General features: G+C 33.2%; 10 protein-coding genes. 1 reads left to right on the forward strand and 9 read right to left on the reverse strand.

The window, feature by feature from the left end:
• Nucleotides 1-208 precede the first annotated feature (208 nt).
• A complete protein-coding gene (locus tag Q4Q47_RS03050; RefSeq protein ID WP_303305183.1) occupies nt 209-1,462 on the forward strand; it encodes a sulfate adenylyltransferase subunit 1 in 1,254 nt (417 codons plus the stop codon).
• A gap of 254 nt (nt 1,463-1,716) precedes the next feature.
• Here Q4Q47_RS03050 and Q4Q47_RS03055 read toward each other — a convergent pair whose 3' ends face one another.
• The 9 genes from Q4Q47_RS03055 to Q4Q47_RS03095 all read right to left on the reverse strand — a co-directional run bounded on the left by Q4Q47_RS03055 (nt 1,717) and on the right by Q4Q47_RS03095 (nt 20,004).
• Nucleotides 1,717-3,036, reverse strand: coding sequence for a saccharopine dehydrogenase C-terminal domain-containing protein (locus tag Q4Q47_RS03055; RefSeq protein ID WP_303305184.1), 1,320 nt, complete (start codon nt 3,034-3,036; stop codon nt 1,717-1,719).
• Nucleotides 3,037-3,097: 61 nt separating this feature from the next.
• Nucleotides 3,098-5,599 (reverse strand): glycoside hydrolase family 3 protein, encoded by a 2,502-nt coding sequence (locus Q4Q47_RS03060; protein ID WP_303305185.1) that lies wholly within the window; start codon nt 5,597-5,599, stop codon nt 3,098-3,100.
• Nucleotides 5,600-5,646: 47 nt separating this feature from the next.
• A complete protein-coding gene (locus Q4Q47_RS03065) occupies nt 5,647-7,923 on the reverse strand; it encodes a TIM-barrel domain-containing protein (RefSeq protein ID WP_303305186.1) in 2,277 nt (758 codons plus the stop codon).
• A 26-nt stretch (nt 7,924-7,949) separates the two neighbouring features.
• A complete protein-coding gene (locus Q4Q47_RS03070) occupies nt 7,950-8,975 on the reverse strand; it encodes a sulfotransferase family protein (protein ID WP_303305187.1) in 1,026 nt (341 codons plus the stop codon).
• The gene (gene chrA, locus Q4Q47_RS03075; RefSeq protein WP_303305188.1) at nt 8,972-10,168 is read right to left on the reverse strand and encodes a chromate efflux transporter; all 1,197 of its coding nucleotides are present in this window, start codon (nt 10,166-10,168) and stop codon (nt 8,972-8,974) included. Before chrA ends, Q4Q47_RS03070 begins: the two co-directional genes overlap by 4 nt.
• Before the next feature lies 1 nt (nt 10,169).
• Complete coding sequence (locus Q4Q47_RS03080) at nt 10,170-11,501, reverse strand: aryl-sulfate sulfotransferase (RefSeq protein ID WP_303305189.1); 1,332 nt, start codon at nt 11,499-11,501, stop codon at nt 10,170-10,172.
• A 33-nt stretch (nt 11,502-11,534) separates the two neighbouring features.
• Nucleotides 11,535-14,663: a glycoside hydrolase family 2 TIM barrel-domain containing protein gene (locus Q4Q47_RS03085; RefSeq protein ID WP_303305190.1), complete on the reverse strand. Its 3,129-nt coding sequence runs from the start codon at nt 14,661-14,663 to the stop codon at nt 11,535-11,537.
• Between the two features lie 14 nt (nt 14,664-14,677).
• Nucleotides 14,678-16,729: an MGH1-like glycoside hydrolase domain-containing protein gene (locus tag Q4Q47_RS03090; RefSeq protein WP_303305191.1), complete on the reverse strand. Its 2,052-nt coding sequence runs from the start codon at nt 16,727-16,729 to the stop codon at nt 14,678-14,680.
• A 14-nt stretch (nt 16,730-16,743) separates the two neighbouring features.
• Entirely contained in the window at nt 16,744-20,004 is a 3,261-nt protein-coding gene (locus Q4Q47_RS03095) for a VCBS repeat-containing protein (RefSeq protein ID WP_303305192.1), read from the reverse strand.
• Nucleotides 20,005-20,147 lie beyond the last annotated feature (143 nt).

A 20,147-nucleotide genomic window follows, 5' to 3' on the forward strand; every position in this document is an offset into this window, starting at 1 on the left:
ATTATAACTAAACCACTATGGCCTGGAAGTCCATAGGTTCGATTTGGCAGGTTGAAAGTCTGCTTCGTGAAATACCGAAATATAAAATAATAAACATTGTAAAACTGAATTAGTGTGAATTCGTAAAATTCGTGTCAAAAGTTTTTTGAAGCTGAAAGTGAAATGCACTAAAATACATAGTTTTAACTAGATTTGAGACCAATAAAGGATGCAAGAAAACAAACAATTATTACGTTTTATAACAGCTGGAAGTGTCGATGATGGTAAAAGCACTTTAATTGGTAGGCTATTATATGATTCAAAATCCATTTTCGAGGACCAATTAAAATCGGTACAAAATACTAGTAAAAAAAATGGCATTCATGCTATTAATTTAGCCTTTTTTACTGATGGTTTACGAGATGAGCGCGAACAAGGTATTACCATAGATGTTGCTTACAGATATTTTTTAACTCCCAAGCGAAAATTTATTATCGCAGATACTCCAGGCCATGTTGAGTTTACACGCAATATGATCACAGGAGCATCAACAGCTAATGTTATTATTGTATTAATTGATGCAAGATATGGTGTTGTAGAACAAACCAAAAGACATTCGTTTATTGCCTCCCTTTTGTCAATTCCTCATATCATTGTTTGTGTAAACAAGATGGACTTAGTTGATTATTCTGAAGATGTATTCAATCGTATTATTAATGATTACGAGGCCTTTTCATCCAAATTACTAGTAAAAGACATTCGCTTCATACCAATTAGTGCTTTAAATGGAGATAACGTTGTTAATCGTTCAAAAAATATAGCATGGTATCAAGAAGCACCATTGTTACACACATTGGAAACCATGCACATTAGTAGTGATTTTAATAAGGTTGATGCGCGATTTCCTGTGCAAACTTTATTAAGAACTCAAAACGAAACTCACGAAGACCATATTAAATATGCCGGACAGATTGCCAGCGGCATCTTTAGAGTTGATGACGAAGTCACTATTTTACCTTCAAAAATAACTTCAAAAATAAAAAGTATCGATGTGTTCGGGAAACAAATAACAGAAGCTCATGCTCCCATGTCTATAGCTATCTCTCTCCAAGACCATATAGACATAAATAGAGGGGAAATGATTGTACGAACAAATAACCAACCTAAAGTATCGCTCAATATAGAAGTTTTATTATGTTGGTTACATAATAATAAAGCAATCCCTAATGCTAAATATACCATACGACATACTACGAATGAACAAAAAGCAGTCATAGAAGAAGTCATTTATAAAATAGACATCCATTCTTTAAAACGACATACTGAAAACAAGACGTTACATATGAATGATATTACCAAAGTAAAAATAAGGACTGATAAACCATTAATAATCGATTCTTATAGAAAAAATAAAACGACGGGTAGTATTATTTTAATTGATACTATTACAAACGAAACTGTAGCAGCTGGCATGATTATTTAAACTGATTTAATCGAAATTGCTCCTCTCTTTTCAAAACTACTACGCGCACAAATGTTGATTAACAAAAGTTAGACACTAATCACACAAATTCACACGAATCTAATACTTTATAGTATAGATTGGCTTAAAATGAACAAGAACTCCCTGCTTGTACAAGCTTGAAATCAGCCGATAGACAGATTAATTAGTGTAAATTTGTGTCATTCGTGTCTTATTTACAATGTCACGTTTTTTAGAATGAATCCTTTTTCGGTTCAAATTTTTAACTCCTCTATGGTTTCTGTCATTGAGATCCCTAGGCTTTTTAACTCTTTTAAAATAGGCGCGTAAATAGATTTCTTAATTGGAATATGTACTCCTATATCAGTTATTTTTTTATCAAGAATCATTTTAACACCTATGCCGGCTGGAAGGGCAACGGTTCGGGCTATGGATGTATATTCATTATTTCCATAATCTAACATTCTAGAAATTACAGTTTCCTTTTCCCCATTGGCTTTAGTAATGTTAAAAACATGTTGCATAATCACCATATCTCGTTCAGATTTATCCATCATCATTTTATCAATCATTAAATCTGAAGTAAGATCGAATGGGGAACCTTTTTCTAAATGAACAGGTTTATTATCTAATACACCTAACCATTCGATAGCTTTTAACCCGATATGATTATCATCTATATTGAATTTAGCTTTAATAGCATTTTTTAGACCATCGGGTTTAAAACCATTTATTTCTGCGGTTACTTGAGCAAACGTCTTTCCTGTAAAATCCAGCTCATTATAACCCGTTAGGTTTAAGGCTTTCAGCAGGTCTAAAGCTTCACACCAATTTTGATAACGAAAAGTACCTCTAAACATAGTTTTAACTTCTGGAATTCCATAAATATCAATATAAGGTAAAGAATCTCTGTTTGGGTACACATGCATTAGTTCAACTCCAGGAAAATCTATTGATAATGGATTTTTAAATAAATCTTTAGAATCTAAATTTACTATTTTACCGTTCTTTAAAAACTGAGCATCATTATTACTAGCCATGACCACTCCTTTGGGCGACCAGGAAAACTTATACCTAAAAGGATTATTTGAAGCTTCAGGAGCACAAATTGCGCCACATAAAGAGTAAAATTCATCAATCTTACTTCCTTGTTCATGCATTCTATCAATAATTTCCATCGCTGTCATATGATCGTAACCAGGGTCAACACCTAACTCGTTAAGAATAATTATTCCAGCTTCTTTAGCTTCTGTGTTCAATTCATCCATTTCAGGAGACACGTAAGACGTCGTAAGCATATTTTTTTTATGAGTAATGCATTTTTTTGCTATTTGAACATGATAAGAGTATGGAAGTAGACTTACCACCATATCATGTGATTTAATAAAGGTATCTAAAATATTTAATTGGTCAACGGTCCAAGCTACAGCTTTACCATTAGAATAGCCTTCTATAACCTTTTCTGCTTTTTCTTTGGTACGACTCGCTACAGTAATTTCAAAATTATTGTCAAGTAAGTAATGTGCTATCGGTTTAACAACCATACCAGCACCTAATATTAAAACTTTTTTCATTTATTTAATGAATATTATTTTGTGATATTTGAGATTGCCAGACAAATGAGAGAAACCCCAGTTAATTAATTGATAGAGATTTAATGGTTTGTCTTATATCTTTAGATGAACTCCCAATTAAGATATTGTATTCGCCCTTATCAACTTTCCAATCATGTATAGCTATATCGTAATATTGGAAAGCTTCTTTTTTTAAGACAAATGTAATATCCTGTTGTTCATTTGGTTTCAGGAATACTTTCTTAAAAGATTTCAATTCTTTTTCTGGTCTTTCTACTGATGTATGCATCGGTTTCACATATAATTGAACAACCTCAGCACCCGCTGTTTCTCCTGCATTACGCAATGTCATCTTTACCTCAAAAGTGTTTTTATCAAGTTGTTTCAAGGATGGGTTTTGATACGTAAAATTAGTATATGAAAGACCATGACCAAACGGATAACGTACTTGTAAGCCTTTCTTGTCCAGGTATCGATATCCTACATAAATGCCTTCAGAGTACACCGATTGCAAATTTTCATTTTTATAATCCAAAAAACCGGGTGAGTCATTCTGTGACTTATAAAATGTGGCAGGTAGCTTTCCTGATGGATTTCGGTTACCCAAAAGAATATCTGCAAGCGCATTTCCCCCCTCTTGACCACCAAACCATGCTTGAACAATCGCTGGCACATCATCTGCCCAGTTTTCTATAATGGGCGGTGTTCCAGAAATAATAACGACAATGGTATTTGGATTAGCCTCCTTAACTTTTTTAATAAGTTTATCCTGATTTTTTAATACCAAAAACTCTCTGTCACGACCTTCTCCTTCAAAATGATCGGATAATCCTATAAAAACAATCGCCAGATCTGATTTCTTGGCTACATCTACTGCTTCTTGTATTAAATCTATATCTGGAATCTCCCATCCGAGTTTTATCTCAGAGACATGTCCATTATTATAATAATCCAATTGAAGATCATAAACCTCTCCAGCTCTTAGATTGATTTTAACTTCTTCAATAGTACTTCCTTTGTTATCTTCCCATTTATCTATAAGCTTCTTATCATTAATAGATAATCGTACACCATCATTGTGCATGACATGAAATTTGTACACTCCAGATTTGGGTGCTTTTAATTTCCCTTTCCAACGAACCGAAAAGTAATTCTCATCATCCGCGCCATGAAAATCCCAACTTGGGGCATCATAGTACCATAAGAAATTGACATCTTTATCATTTCTAATAAAATGTGGGGTTCCTTCACATTTTACATTACCAAAGTAAGAAGCCTCTAACCCTTTTTTGCCATCAACTTCTTCAAAATAAGTGTTTTCTATAATACGAATGTCGTCAGTTATCGTAGCACCCAAAGCGTAGTTAAGTTCGACATCTTCTCCTAATTTGTTTTTCAACCCTTCTAATGGAGAAATCGCATAAAAAGGGGTTACTTTAGAAGATCCGCCACCACCTACACGCGAGAAAGCTGCATTAGGCCCTATGACAGCAACCTTCTTTACTTTCTTTGCATCAATGGGCAGCATTTTATTTTCATTTTTTAATAAAACCATGCCATTAACAGCAGCTTCATAAGCAATATTTTTATGCTCCAGGCTCTTTAATATATTTACCGAAGGTTGTTCTTCAGGCGAAAACATATTAGCTTCAAAGCGCACACGTAATAATCGCTTTACTTTATCATCAATAATAGCTTCTGTAATCTCTTTTTTGTGCAAGGCCTTTTTTATAAGTGAATCATTATAAAACGCTCCAAACGGCATTTCTAAATCTAAGCCAGCATGCATACCTCCTACGGTACTATGAGCAGCTCCCCAATCTGAGACCACGAAACCTTTGAAACCCCACTTTTTCTTTAAGACAGTGTCCAGTAAATAGTCGTTTTCAGCAGTCCATTTTCCATTTACTTTGTTATAAGAAGTCATGACTGTCCAAACGTCTGCTTCTTGAACAGCAGCTTTAAAAGCCGGTAAATATATTTCATGTAAAGCCCGTTCATCTACTACCGCATTCACATGGCTTCTCTGCCATTCCTGATTGTTACAGGCAAAATGTTTTACACAAGCGAGAACATCTTCACTTTGTACACCTTGGATATAAGGGATTGCTATTTGGCCTGCTAGGTATGGATCTTCTCCAAAACTTTCAAAATTCCTTCCTCCAATGGGAAAACGATGAATATTAACACAGGGGCCGAGAAAAAAATTTCTTCCTCTCGCTTTAGTTTCTTTGCCCAGAAGTTGTCCAACCTTATACAAAAGAGGCAAATCCCATGTGGATGCTAATGACACCGCAGCAGGAAGTGCAGTAGCCTCAGACCAGCGAATGCCTACTGGTCCGTCTGTCATTTTAAGTACTGGTATTCCCAGACGTTCATTAGGTTTGGTGTCAAAACCAATTCCTGCTAGCTGTTCAATCTTTTCATCCAAAGTCATTAGACCTAAAAGCGAATCAACTTTAGATGCTATTATTGCTTCTTTATTGCTTGATATTTGGGATTTCGATTTTGCACAAGACGCTATAACCAATAGTATAAAAATATAATGATAGATACGTTTCATAGTGCCTTTTAATTAGATATTCTTATGACTGTTTTCAAATTCTCCAATTATGTTTTACTAAAAATAACTGTTGTACTTTTATTTCGTGGTTCTTTAATAACAACTTCTTTTATTAAATCGGTTTCATTTGTATTGGTGCTAATCGTAAACTTTTTCTGTTTTCCGTTGACGTTTACGCTATCGTATTCATTTAAAACATCCAATACTCTAATATGCCATGTTCTATGAGTTAATTCGTTTTTAAACGTTCCTTTTGCCTCTCCAACATGTATTATTAACTCTTCATTTTCACCATAGTTTTGACTAATTGTAGTAGCAGAGTAAGCACCTTTTTGATAAGCAATACTTTTTCCGTCGTCTTCATACAAGGTAAAAAAAGACTTATCAGAAGGATAAATATCTAAAATCAAGTTTTCTTCCTGTTTTTCTTCTTCAATCCAGTTTCTTTCTGGTCTTTTTGGTATAATGGCTCCTGCTTTTATAAATAATGGTAACTTCTCAACATCTTCAGTATTGTAATTTATAACACCTCCTCCTTTATAAACTTCTTTACTCCAATAGTCAATCCAATCATTCTCACGAGGTAAATAAATCTCCATAGTTTTAAAGTCGCCATATACTGGTGCTACCAAAATATTTGGACCAAACATGTACTGATATGGCCATGTATCTGAATAACATAAATAATCATCTGGGAAAGCAATTAGCATTGGACGGCAAATAGGTATCCCCGTTAAATAATTCTCATAGGCTGTAGAATAGATGTATGGTAATAACTTATAACGTTCTTTTCTATGCTTTCGAATACTATTCTCTGCCGTTGGACCTTTACTTTCCCCTCCTACGGCATGTGTTATATTATCGGGTGTGTCTTTTATAATTACAGTATCTCTTCCTTCAATTTTGATTTTATTCTGAAAATTAGCCACATCAATGTTTCCAGCCCAAGGTTTTGGATTGTGAGAACGAGAAATTGCAGAAAAATCAGAAAATTGATTCCATCTAGCTTGAATTTGCCAACTTTCACCAACACCATCTGATGAAATATATGAGACGCCCTTTAATGGTCCGTGAGAATTGGTTATCGCTTTTATTTGCCATTTCAATTCATTCCAATTAAATGAACAATCTCCAGTCCAATCAAACGGGTATCTTCTAGATCCGATTAAATTATTAACCGGAGCAACACTATATCTAAAATCCCAAGGGTTTACAGCCTGCATTTTTCGGCAGCCCATAAAAAGAACGCGCTCGTTATCTCCAATATAGTTCTGTGTCTTCAACCATATTTGGCTATCCGTTATGTCATTTCTTCTGGTATCTTGCCAAGTGCCTTTTACGCCTTGATCTAACTTTTCTTTCCATTTACTCCACCATAATTTTTCAGGTTGAACGGTCTCTGTCCATCCTTGCCCATTTCTATTTTTAAAGTCTGGAGCATTATGCTGAATGAGCATGACATCAAAATGCATCGCTTTCAAACTGTCGAGCATGGCTTTAGGGGATAATGGTTTTGAATAGTTTTCTGACCAATCCATGCTACTTCCCCAGGTAATTTCTTTATCTCCTATGCAACCATCACCCCATTCAAAATCGAAAATGAGATTATCGGCAGGAATGTCTCTATTTCGCAATTCTCTAGCAACAGCCATTAACTGATCTTGGTCACCTTTACATGCTAAGTGCTGTGTTTGAAAGAATCCATAAGATTTTTTTGGTAATAAGGGCTCTGCTCCGACGAGTTGATTAAATTGCTCATATATTTTTAAATAAGAGGGACCATATATAAAGTATTGATCCATAAGTACATCTTCTTCAAGGTAAATATCATAAAGCTCAGTCTCAGGGTTATAAAACCAATGAGAATATCTACTATTATCATTTTTTTCATTGAAAAAACTAGCGCTATCAAACAAACTATATCCATCTTTGAACATACCGTATATGGGACCATCTGATGGATAAATACTTTTCCCTGACTCCATGTCGTTTACGGTTAGTTGCCTTGTTTTTATATTTATTCCAATCTCTAATTTCTTGGTATGCATGAAATAGACATCTCCATCTTTTTTTATACTTACAGGTATCTCATTCCATGAATTTGTATGTCCTATTGTGAAAGGAATAGTGAACTTGTTAGAAACATCATTGTTACCGATTTTTGAATACCGTACACGAAACATTGTTGTAGAATAAAACGAAACTTCTATGGATTCATTTATATTAATTTTGGTTGCATATCCATTATATGTAACCTCTGGGTTTTGACTATATAAAGTACTAGTAATGAAAAAGAATATGGCCAACGTAACAGAGAATTTCATTTTTCTTTTAAAATTTAACATAGTTCTTATAGGGTTAGTATGGTCGTTAATTCGTTTATCAATTCTTTTCTCTTAACACGACATTCTCTATCAACTTTTAAATGCTTAGAGTTTTGTGCTGCTGTCTTTAATTTTAAGTTTAAGTCATCAAAATTTTGAATTTCTTCTTGAGTAAACTCTTTTTTATTGTGTGTAGAACATAGTTTATATCCATTCTCTTGAAGAATATCTCCTGCAACTCGTTCAAATATTTCAATGTCTTCCTTAGTTAGATTTTCAAGAAACTTCCCAGTGTTATTTTTCATAATAGGCTGGGTGAGATTACTCCACATAAACCCAGCCTCTGCTGTTCTTTTGGATTCATTTGAATCAAAATAATGCAATGCAGATTTATCCAAACTTAAATCTAAAAAAGTATTTATCTCTTGAAGCACTTTCATAGGGTCCGATATAAGAGATTCGTATTTTATCGGTAAATACCTATCCTTCCCCACATTGTGATAAACTTCTTTGGCTTTTAAAAAATCGGTTTTCCAAATTTCCGCAAGATGGTATGTGTGTTTTTCGCCAACCAGAGTTTTCTTGAATGACGATGCCACATCTCGACCATCTCGTATTAAATGTATATAATAAGGCTTTAGTCCATTGTTTTCAATATCACTATAATAATTAACATTGGCCATGCTTTTACAACACCAATAAATGGCTTTGTCTTTTTGTGCCATCATTTCATAGATCACTTTAAATATTTCTATCAACGTTGGCTGTGTGCAGCATTTAATTATTTCGTTGCGGTTTAGGTTCAAGTCCCATTTTACGGGGTTCACTTCTACCAATCTACATACATCATTAACCAAACGGCTAAAATTATCGTTTAGGTTTAAATCTCCATATTTGTGTAAAATAGGATGAAAAACATTTAAAATATGAGGTGGATGATGCGCCGATATTAGAGGTGATTGATTCAATATCAAACGCAATAAATTAGAGCCTGATCTTTGAGTACCAATAATTTGAATTGGTATAAATGTATTGTTATTATTATAAATCATATAAAGCTAAGTAATAGGGTCACTAAAATAATTAATGCTGGGTGCGTTTTTGTAAACATAAAGAGCAAGAGCGCTATTAAGAATATAATCCATGGAATCAAATCTAAACTAAAATGACTGGCTCCTATTACAAAAGCTCCACTAAAAATAAGCCCCACAACTACAGATCGCATTCCTTTCATCACGGCATCTATATACGAAAGATGCTTAATCTTTTGTTGAAAGTGTGAAAGCATTATCATGAGAAGTGAAGATGGTAAAAAAATAGCTAAGGTAGCTATGATTGCTCCTGGAATGCCTGCCATTTTATAACCAATAAAAGTGACGCTTGTCATGATAGGCCCTGGCGTTATTTGGCTTATACTTATAGCAGCATTAAACTGATCTATAGTAAGCCATCCCAGATCTCCAACAATAGCCTGTTCCATTATGGGAATGATAACATACCCACCTCCAAATAATGTTAAACTCATACCAGAAAACACTGAAACAAGGTATAATGATATTTTAGTTTGATTTGATATGAATGCCAAAAATAATATCACCAAGATGACACTAGTAATAGCTATGATCAAGGTTTTCAATTCTGACTTATTAAAAAAAGATGGTTTGAATTTAGTCCTATTTGAACCGGATTCTGGGTTTTTATATAAAAAATACCCCGTTACGCCTCCAAAAACAATCATACCAATTAAAAAAAACACGTTAGGTGCTACTACAGCTACAACAAACGCCAACAATGCAATAATCCCCTGACTATATAAGCGGAACTGCTTTCTAGCCATTCTAATTCCAACATGCGCAATGACGGCGACCACCACAGGTATTACAAAAGAAATGTGGAGATCTAAATTAGTATGGGCTTCTGTAGAAAAATAATACATAGAAAAGCCAGTTACAAGAAAAAATGTTGGCAATAAAATGCCTATAAAACTAACTATAGACCCTTTTATTCCAGAAAGTATAAACCCATAATAAACAACAGCATTCACTGCAACCGGACCTGGTAATATGGATGCCAATGACACACCATCAAGAATCTGTTCATCATTTAGTTTCTTTTTCTTTTCAACTAATTCTTTTCTAACCATAGATATAAGAGCCATGTATCCACCAAAAGAATAGCTCCCTATTAAGAAGAAATTCCAAAATAATGACCACAAGGAAATAGGTGTTTGCTTCTCGTTTATCATATTATTTAGTAGAAAAGAAAGGTGGTATATGTGTTACCCTATAAGGATCTGGAATACCTGTATTTATATGAAATAAAATGTCTCCTTCCGGGCTAATCACTGCAATAGACCTGCTTCTGGGAGAGCATAATAAAAAATCACCATTTAATAGCATTTGAACATTACCCATTCTATCTGCGTATAGATGTTCTTCTAGATTAATGGCCGTTATAGATCTTGCTGTGCTATCATTTAACTGATATGAAACAATTCTTGATTGCCTATGCTTCTTACCATTATCAAATAGCATATAGTCGCCTTTAAGGTTTTTACGTATGGCATGTTGACCATTAAACGGTGTATCATCAAATTTAAAATCTCCATGCTCACCAAGTATCCAAATACGTTTTCCTGTTTTTATATCTACCTTCCATATTTGATTCCAATCTCGGTAAGAAATCAAAATGTTTCCGTCGGTATCAAACGCAAATGCATTAGCGTGCCCCCAATCTCCATCCATTTCTTCAATGGATATGCCTTCTGGATTTTTCACATCAAATGTGCTCCATTTCCAATCAACTTCTCCTTTCTTATTAAATCTAACTATAGCACTAGAAACAGCCTTTTCTAACTTGCCGTTTACCATATTGGGAATGGTATCATAAACTAATGAATATATACCTCCTTCATGGTCTATCGATTCATGATGAGCAATGAGGCCTTGTTTTTTTAAATCGATTTGATATGATATGTTTCCATCAATAGTATATGCAACTATTTTATCTCCTGCACTATTATTGTGCTTTGCACTTCCAACCAAAACCAATACTTCATCATTTTGTGTCCAATGAGATAATTTAGGCTGCCCATCGACCATTTGATACCATACTAAATCAGATTCATTATCAACCATATATACACTCCCTCTAACTAATCTTCTCTGTGTCAACAAATAACCATCGAAAGCGTTGGTCGTATTAGTTCTTTCATAAAGGCTTACAATATTTTCTTCTATGGGAGCTGTATGAAATGAATCGATTTGTGCCAATACTCTTTTTCCATTTAAAATTTGAATTAAATAATCCTGATCTGGTTTTAGGCCTGCAAGTATAACTTCATGATTGATTTTTTTTGATAATTGCTCTAAATTTAGTTCCTTATCAGAAACCAAGTTTTTAAGCTTGATGGTTACAGAGGCTGAGTCGTTTAAAGAAAATTGCATTTTCTTTACCGTTGGGTTTTTAGTAGCGATTATAGATGGCAAATTTTCTATAATAATACCTTTTTTACAGCTATTAAAGCAAATAGCCATAAACAGTATAGCAAAAAAATAATGTTTAACAGTTTTGTTCATGTTACAATTTATGGAATTTTTAAGGCATTTCGCTTAAAAATCACCATTTGATTTAAACGGTTGAATTGCAAAAGCATACACAAATTTATCTGGGCGAATGGTGTATTTCTCATGTGTTTTTGCGCCCCAAGTATTATCTCCCCCTACACCCATTTGTAAATGATCTATGTTTAGAGATATGATATTACTTGACAAAATCTCTGAACCATGTTTATTTGTCTCTTGAGAATAATATGATAATTCTTCATATAAGAAAGGAAAAACACTAAAGTTAAAACCTAATTCACTTTCAAATTTCAATCCTTTTCCTTCAGCGTTTTTTAATAAGAACCAACTGACGTCTGATCTGTTTCCATTTTCTTGTGGTCTTATATATTTTGTGTTCATTTTTTCAACTTCATCATGATATTTACCTATAAATGATGCCGTTTTTCTATCCCAGTAATTCTCCTCTGGTCCACGACCATACCATTCTACATTATTGAGATTCCCAATAAATGTTCCTCGCATACCAATCCTTGGTATTTCTGATAAACTTTTATCAGATTCCATTTCTATAGAAACATTTATTTTTCCCTGTGAATCAATATCATAGACTGTTGTTTGTTCAAAAACAGTATCATAATAATGCTCTGTAGTAACTCTTAATTTATTATTTACAAAGTTATGATCGATACTTTTAAGTTTAAGTTTAGATGTTATTTTTTTCCAAATTTCAGTTCTTTTTTGCAGCCCGTTGCCTAAATCATTATCTGTTGGTGCTCTCCAAAAATTAGGCTGAAGTGGAGATTCCAGAAAATTATCTTTATCATCTGAAATTTCAATTAAATACCCATTTTTCTTATCAAAAACGATATGCCATTGATTCGTTTTAATTGTTAATTGATTTTCATTGCTTGCAATACTACTTTTATCTAAACCTACTAATGATTCTTTAACTGATTTTTTAACACCTTTTCTTAAAATTATTTGGTCTCTGGAAATTATATGATTAGCAGGTATTAATGTGTTTTCAGCTTTTTGACGTACTGTAAAATTTATACAATAGTCTAACTGCTCATCATATTTTAAATTTGATATAGGAATTGTAAAATCAATGGAATCTCCAGAGGCAATATTAATTTCTTTAACTGTACCTTCATAAATATTCACACCTTCTTTTAATACCTCATAGTCAACTTTAAGATTTTCGGTGTTTGTAAAAAAGAAATTGTTATGCATCATAAATTTGCCTTGAGCAACATTTTTAGGCTTTATTTTTATATTTCTATATACGTGTTTCACTTCCTTTAGATAAGGGTACGGTGTTCTATCTGCATATAGCAAGCCATTTGCGCAGAATGTAGAATCATTCATTTTTCTAGGATCTCCCATGTCACCTCCAGATGCCCAAATAGGAATACCGTTTTTATTTTTTCTTGCAAATGTTTGATCCACCCAATCCCAAATGAATCCCCCTTGAAGGTTTTTATAGTTTTCTATAGTATCCCAATAATCTTGAAGATTTCCAAGGCTATTTCCCATGGCATGAGCATATTCACATAAAATTAATGGTCTATCATCATTCTTTTGAGCAAAGTCAGAAATAAAGTCAACATTTTTGTACATAGGAACAACTATATCGGTATGATCTTCATACAAAGCTTCCTGGTATTGTACTGGCCTTGTTGCATCCTTTTCCTTTATCCAATTATAAATAGATACAAAGTTATTACCATCACCGGTTTCATTTCCCATAGACCAAACAATGATACTAGGATGATTTTTGTCTCGTTCAACCATTCTATAGGTTCTATCCATAAAAGCATCAGTCCAATCATCATTATTAGTTAAACCTTCATAACCATCCTCATGAAAAAACATACCGTGAGCTTCAATATTAGTCTCATCAATGACATAAAGCCCATATTTATTACACAACTCATACCAATATTCATCATTAGGATAATGACTCGTACGAACTGCATTAATATTGTTTTGCTTCATGAGTTCAATATCTTTCATCATGGATGCTTTTGTGACATATCTACCAAAATAAGGGTCCCATTCACTCCTATTAACCCCTTTTATGTAAATAGGTTTCCCATTAACTAATAGTTGTTTGTCTTTTATTTCAACATTACGAAAACCAACATCTATTTTTATGACTTCGTTTATTTTTTCTTCTAAAACACTTTTTATTATTAGTTTATACAGATTTGGAATCTCAGCAGACCATTGTAGCGGTTTTTCTATGAATTCCTTAAAAGAAATAGTTTCGTTTTTTGAAATATTTGGCTTATCAATAATTTTATTCCAAATAGTCATTTCATTACTATCTGTAAGACTTATTTCTAATTTCAAGTTCGTACTTTCATGCTGGTTATTTTTTATATCAACAGATACATCTAACATACCATTTTCATAATTTTCATCTAATGATGCTTTTGCAAAAACATCAGATATTTGAACCTTTGGAACATTATATAAATAAACATTTCTTTCAATCCCACTAATTCGCCAAGTATCTTGCCCTTCTAAATATGAACCATCACACCATCTATAAACGATTACTGTAAGGTCATTTTCTCCTTTATTAAGATAGTCTGTAACATCGAATTCTATTGGAACCTTACTTCCTTTTGCAAATCCCACCTCTTTTCCATTAACCCATAAATACATGGCAGATCGAACGGATCCAAAATACAAAATCGTTCTTCCCTCTGTATTCCAATTATTTGCTAATGTAAATTTGTGTTTATAAGTTCCTACTGGGTTATCTACAGGTGTATACGGCGGATTTGGCTTAAAAGGATATTCTTCGTCTAAATAATATGGAATACCAAACCCTTGAGCTTCCCAATTGCCCGGAACAGAAATGTTTTCTAGATTATCTAATGGGTAATTTGCTTCGGTGATCCCATTAACAACTTGATTAGGTGATTCGGCATAATGAAATTTCCAAGTGCCATTTAAAGACATATATCTTTTAGAATTTTCTTTTTGATCCAGAAGTGCTAATGCTTCACTTTCATAAGAAAACAAAGTCGCTCTAGGCTCCAATGTATTCTTTGATAAAATAAGTGGGTTATAAAGATCTGCTGGTATTGAATTATGATTCTCATGACATGAAAATAGTATCAATATAAAAAAGAAATGTGAGAGTATAACTTTGCAATTCATATTTGCGTTTACTTTTATTCGATTAATAATAATAAATGTGCTGCCGACCAACTAAAATGGTTAGCATTTAATCCTTTGCCAGAAATTGGATGGTAATTTTCTCTAATAGGATATCCTTTTTCCAATAAACCTTCTGCATTTTTAACAAGCTTTAATTTTAAATCATTTGCTTCCTTTGTATATCCGTATCTTTCCAAACCTACAATGCCGAAATAGGCTTGGTCTAACCATACTGGACCTCGCCAATAGCCGTCTTCAGGATCGAAATCTTTATGAGATATATTCAAAGTAGGAAAAGGAATTTTACTGTTAAAAAGAGCTTCATCTAAAACCTTGCTTTTAACAGATTCTGCCATTGATGATGTTGCAATTCCTGCCCAAAGTGGCAACCAGCCTTCTGGTCCTATGACATCAATTGTTTTTGAATCTTCTAATTGCCGATCAAAGTAATACCCCGCGTTAACATCATAAAATGCCATATTTATTAAGACAGAAACCTCGTTAGCATCATTCTGCAATGTTTCTATAGAAGAAGTATTATTGGTGATTTTAGCCAATTTTATTAATAACTCTTTTTCAACTAAAAGATATGCGTTTAAATCAACTGATTCCTGGTTTAAAGACCAAGCAGTTGGATTATTTTTCACCATTAAGGCATGGTCAAAACGTACCGCGTTGTCCATTCCGCTTTCCCAGGCAGCGGCAATTCTTGTACCATCGGTAGAACCATACTCACACAATTTATTACCATCATGATCTCTATTTTTATACCACCAATTATGATATTTGAGTAATTTAGGAAACATGAGAGAAGCAAAAAGAGTATCGCTTGTTTTTTCATAGATTTCGTTTACAGCCCATGTAGCAAGAGGTGGTTTTGTATCTCTCCAATTATGCTTTTCTATTAATGTGTCACGAAATATACAGTCTGGAATCATACCTTCTTCATTTTGATAAGAAAACATCGTTAGCATTTGATTCTTTGCTAGCTCTGGTTCAAACCTAGCAAGTGCAACGGCATGTTTCCATGAATCCCAGGCCCAAAACCCATGAAACCCTTTGTATAGATAAGACGGAAATAATCCATCATATTTCAATTCACCAGAAGCGCCTTTCCAGTTTGTAACCAAAGTTTGTATGGATTTAGATTTTAATATCTCAAAACTTAAGGAATCTAACCAATGATTACCTCTATAAGGAAATGCATTGTGATAGGATGCCCATCTACTTAATGTTTTATTATAAGAACTATTAATAATTGAATCGTTAATGGGTTTTAAAACAGAATCTTCATCGTGCTTTGATTGAATTGTATATTTTAAATTTATATTTAGTGAAGATTTTGGTTCTATATTTAAAATAGTTTCACTTTTACAACTATAAGATTTGTTTGTGTCGTTAATATCAATCTTAAATCCTCTGTCAAATAAATAACTATGGGTAGACTCAGAATCGGAATATGATAATTTAAGGTTTTTATCCCATTGAAAACCTGCACTTTTCAACCAAGTATCACCCTCCCAACCAACATAAACCTGGTTGTTTTTTTGAGACTTATTATCAATTTTTGCTGAAACAATAATTGATGTATTTGTTTGAAACCATAATTTTAAATGAACCTCTAAACCTTCTATTTCTGTAGATAGCTTTTGTTCTAAATATCCTGGATATTGATTTAGAACAGCACTGGTGTATTTAATTTTCTTATTGTTTTTATCATAAAGTGATAAATGAGCGAATTTTTTTCCCAGCCATATGCCATTTTCTCTATTCATAACAAAAGGCCCAATAAAACCGCCATAAAATTCGGCATTATCTGTAGGTAATGCGAAAGCATGCCAAGCCCCAAGGTCGCAAAAACTTGAAATAGATCTATCTTGGGGTGTGCTTGGAACTCCTTTAAGGTCTAAAATATTAGCTATAAATTTATTAGAGTTAATTTTTAAATGGTCATGCTCATGACTACAAGAAGTATACAGCACAAGAAGCGCTACAATCAAAGTGCTATGACTCAATAAAAAAAACTTATTTATCATTTTTGACATGGCTCTATTTATATCCTTCATAATAATCCTTTACTTTAAAAATTTATTTGATGAAATTTCAACTTATCATCATTATAAACGCTTAATAATCCTTTTTCGCCATTACCCAATGAAATCAGCTTCATATCCCTTAAATCACCGTCCAGGTAAAGCCCTGTACTTATATTGCTTAAAGCTGAAAATCCTCCATTTCCGTTTCCTAATAAAATGGTTCCCATGCTTGCATCATTCCGGGTTGTTTCTACTTCTGACTGATAATTATTTCCTCCTAAAAGAATGTCTAGATTCCCATCTATATTGAAGTCAAACACAATAATAGAATTAACAGATGAAAACTGCGCTTCGGCTGATAATGGTTTTATTTTAAAATGCTTGTTCCCCTTATTTTCTACATAAACCGAAGCAAAATTGTTAGCACTGTACTTTAATGCCTTTTCTAAATTTGCCTGCCCATAAACGTCTGAAAGATTGGCACTGGCGTACTGATGATAAGAAGGGAATTTCTCTTTTATACCTGGTATTTGCTGCGATGAACATTCACGCCCTCTTAAAGGATATAAATCGCCATTTTCATAATAGCCCAAAACGATATCGACAGTACCATTATTATCAAAATCACTGGAATAAATTTGAAATGGTTCTTCAACACTTGCTTTGTACTTATAGTTTAAACCATTATTTCCTATAACATAATCCATATCACCATCACCATCAAAATCTGTAGACTCAATAGCATGCCACCATCCTGTAGAAAACTCCAGTCCTTTTACTGCTAAATCTCTTTTAAAAATTCCATTATTATTTTCAAAAAATAATAATTCGGTCCATTCACCAACTAAAACGAGATCACTATCTCCATCATTATCATAATCACTCCATGAACAATCTGTAATCATTCCAATGTTTACTAATTCCGGAGCAATTTCCTGGGTAACATCTTTAAAAACCCCATGCTCGTTGCGAAGTATTTTAGAAGTTACCGGAAAAGGGTACTTTCCCGGGTATTGCCTTCCAGTTACTATAATATCCAAGTCATCATCGCTATCAAAATCATATGCTTTTATACGAGAACCACTAAGGTTAGACGCTTTTATTTTTATCGACTTGGCTAAAACACCTTTATTATTAATATAAATTCTATCGAAATAGCTGCTATTTTCATTTTCAAATTCATTACCGCCACTTACCACATATAGGTCTTCATCTCCATCACCATCCACATCAAATAATAAGGTTCCGATGTCTTCATGTTTTTTATCATTTTTTAAAGCTTGTTGGTAACTCTTTACAAACTTTCCTTCTTTTGTTTGTATAAATAATGCACCTGATTGCCCTGATGCTCCTCCTATAAAAACATCTTCTAGTTTATCATCATTAATGTATCCAACTGACATATGCGGTCCTAACCTACTCATGCGGTGAGGCAATAAAACCTCTCTTGAAAAATCGTTAAAATTGTTTTCTTTATGAAGAAAATCAAGTCCTGTTTCACTCGCTTTATTGTTTGAAAACTGATTATAATTTAAAACTAAATTATCATTATATATAGCAGCGTTTTTGTATTCAACCAAAAGTGTTTGATTTGAAGGCACATTATACAGCTTTTGCTTTTTAGAATTAGACCAAGTAACCTCTAAACTATCTATACTAGTTATATCTCCCAGCCCAAAATGAATTATAGGCTCTACAGATGATTGATACCCACGCGTGGTGTACATTTCTTTTGTCTGAAACTGACCCTTTGTGTATATTTTTATCTGGCTTCCTATTCCCGATACATTTTTTTCTGCCCCTTTTAAAACTATTTTTATATAGTTTCCAAGGTTTTGTTTCGCGCTATTGTTTTTATATATAAATGGTGCTTCGTCAATATTGTTTACAACCAAATCTAAAGCACCATCATTGTTAAAGTCGCCATAAGCAAGCCCATTAGAAAATGACTTAATATCAATCCCCCATTCTGATACTTTATTTTCGAATTTTAGTCCATCTTTTCCTTTAAAAACATAATTAACTAATTGTTTTTGGGGAGTCAAATTAACTAAGTTTTCAATTAAAGCTTTTTTGTTAATGTCTTTCTCTTTTTCGGCTTTCTCAATGACCGTTTTTTTATAATTTCTGAAGTCATTATTTCTAAAATCTCGTTTCAATCCATTTGTAATGAACAGATCTTGAAACCCATCTAAATCTATATCCAAAAAAAGTGGTGCCCAACTCCAATCTGTATTAGACATGCCCGAATACTGACCGATTTCACTAAAATGAAGACCTCCTCTATTAAGTTGCAATGTATTATGCATATACTGGTAATGAAAACCATTCTTAATATGCGTATAAAACAGTTCTTCATTCATACTACTCATACTCGTTTTCTTTCCGTAGTTGTCTTCAGAAATCATATCTAATACAGCAATATCCATGAGTCCATCATTATTAACATCTGCAATATCAGTACCCATAGAGAAATTAGATTGGTGTCCGAAAGACGTTTTGGTCATTTCCTTAAATGTACCATCTTGCTGATTTATATATAAAAAATCGTGTTCGGAATAATCATTGGCAATATATAAATCCACCCATCCATCTTGGTTTAAATCACCCGCAGAAACACCCAGACCATACCCCAATTCATTTGAAATAATTCCTGCTTTTTCTGAAACATCGACAAACTTTCCATGATCATTAAGAAAAAGTTTATCCCCTACATGAGCATCTCTTGTATTTCTAATTTTATCAAGATTAAAATAAGGTTTAATATTGACGTTGTGATTTAGTAAAAACATATCTAAATCGTTATCCTTATCAAAATCTAAAAAGATAGCTTGTGTGCCATAACCTGTATCTGCTAATCCTAATTGTGAAGCAGATTCTTTATAAACAGGTGTGTTATTAGATGATAAACCTTTGGAAATAAAAAACAGATTTGCTCTTTGAGGTTCCGGAAGTTTACCTGATCTGCAAACATAAATATCTAAAATACCATCGTTGTTAATATCGACCATGGTAGTTCCTGTAGTCCAACTAGGCGAATCTGTTATACCAGCTTCTTTGGTAATATCTTTAAATTTAAAATTTCCAAGGTTTAGATACAGTTTGTTATGTGTTACATTCCCTGTAAAAAATAAATCTGGTAATCCGTCTTTGTTAACATCTCCAACCGAAACGCCTCCTCCATTATAATAATATTCATAAGTCATGCTATTCATTTCAGCGCTTTCCGGAATCGTGTTTTTAAAATTTATACCCGTTTCATTTGCTTTTAATACGGTAAATAGCTTTTCTTTTTTAGAAGGCACAGAAGTTATTGTTTCATTGTTCTCCTTACAACAAAAGAAAATTATAATAAACAGCAAAACAAGCAACCTACTAGTCATAAATACAGTATCTAAATTTTAGTTAAAAAAAGAGGTAATAGCAATTAATTAGCCTCACCTCTTTT

It is taken from the genome of Flavivirga spongiicola (assembly GCF_030540825.1).
Lineage (GTDB): Bacteria > Bacteroidota > Bacteroidia > Flavobacteriales > Flavobacteriaceae > Flavivirga > Flavivirga spongiicola.

What these genes read in the sequence shown, in the direction of transcription:
- Q4Q47_RS03050 (WP_303305183.1), top strand. Translation starts at nt 209, where the DNA reads ATGCAAGAAAACAAACAATTATTACGTTTTATAACAGCTGGAAGTGTC.
- Q4Q47_RS03055 (WP_303305184.1), bottom strand. Translation starts at nt 3,036, where the DNA reads ATGAAAAAAGTTTTAATATTAGGTGCTGGTATGGTTGTTAAACCGATA.
- Q4Q47_RS03060 (WP_303305185.1), bottom strand. Translation starts at nt 5,599, where the DNA reads ATGAAACGTATCTATCATTATATTTTTATACTATTGGTTATAGCGTCT.
- Q4Q47_RS03065 (WP_303305186.1), bottom strand. Translation starts at nt 7,923, where the DNA reads ATGAAATTCTCTGTTACGTTGGCCATATTCTTTTTCATTACTAGTACT.
- Q4Q47_RS03070 (WP_303305187.1), bottom strand. Translation starts at nt 8,975, where the DNA reads ATGATTTATAATAATAACAATACATTTATACCAATTCAAATTATTGGT.
- chrA (WP_303305188.1), bottom strand. Translation starts at nt 10,168, where the DNA reads ATGATAAACGAGAAGCAAACACCTATTTCCTTGTGGTCATTATTTTGG.
- Q4Q47_RS03080 (WP_303305189.1), bottom strand. Translation starts at nt 11,501, where the DNA reads ATGAACAAAACTGTTAAACATTATTTTTTTGCTATACTGTTTATGGCT.
- Q4Q47_RS03085 (WP_303305190.1), bottom strand. Translation starts at nt 14,663, where the DNA reads ATGAATTGCAAAGTTATACTCTCACATTTCTTTTTTATATTGATACTA.
- Q4Q47_RS03090 (WP_303305191.1), bottom strand. Translation starts at nt 16,729, where the DNA reads ATGAAGGATATAAATAGAGCCATGTCAAAAATGATAAATAAGTTTTTT.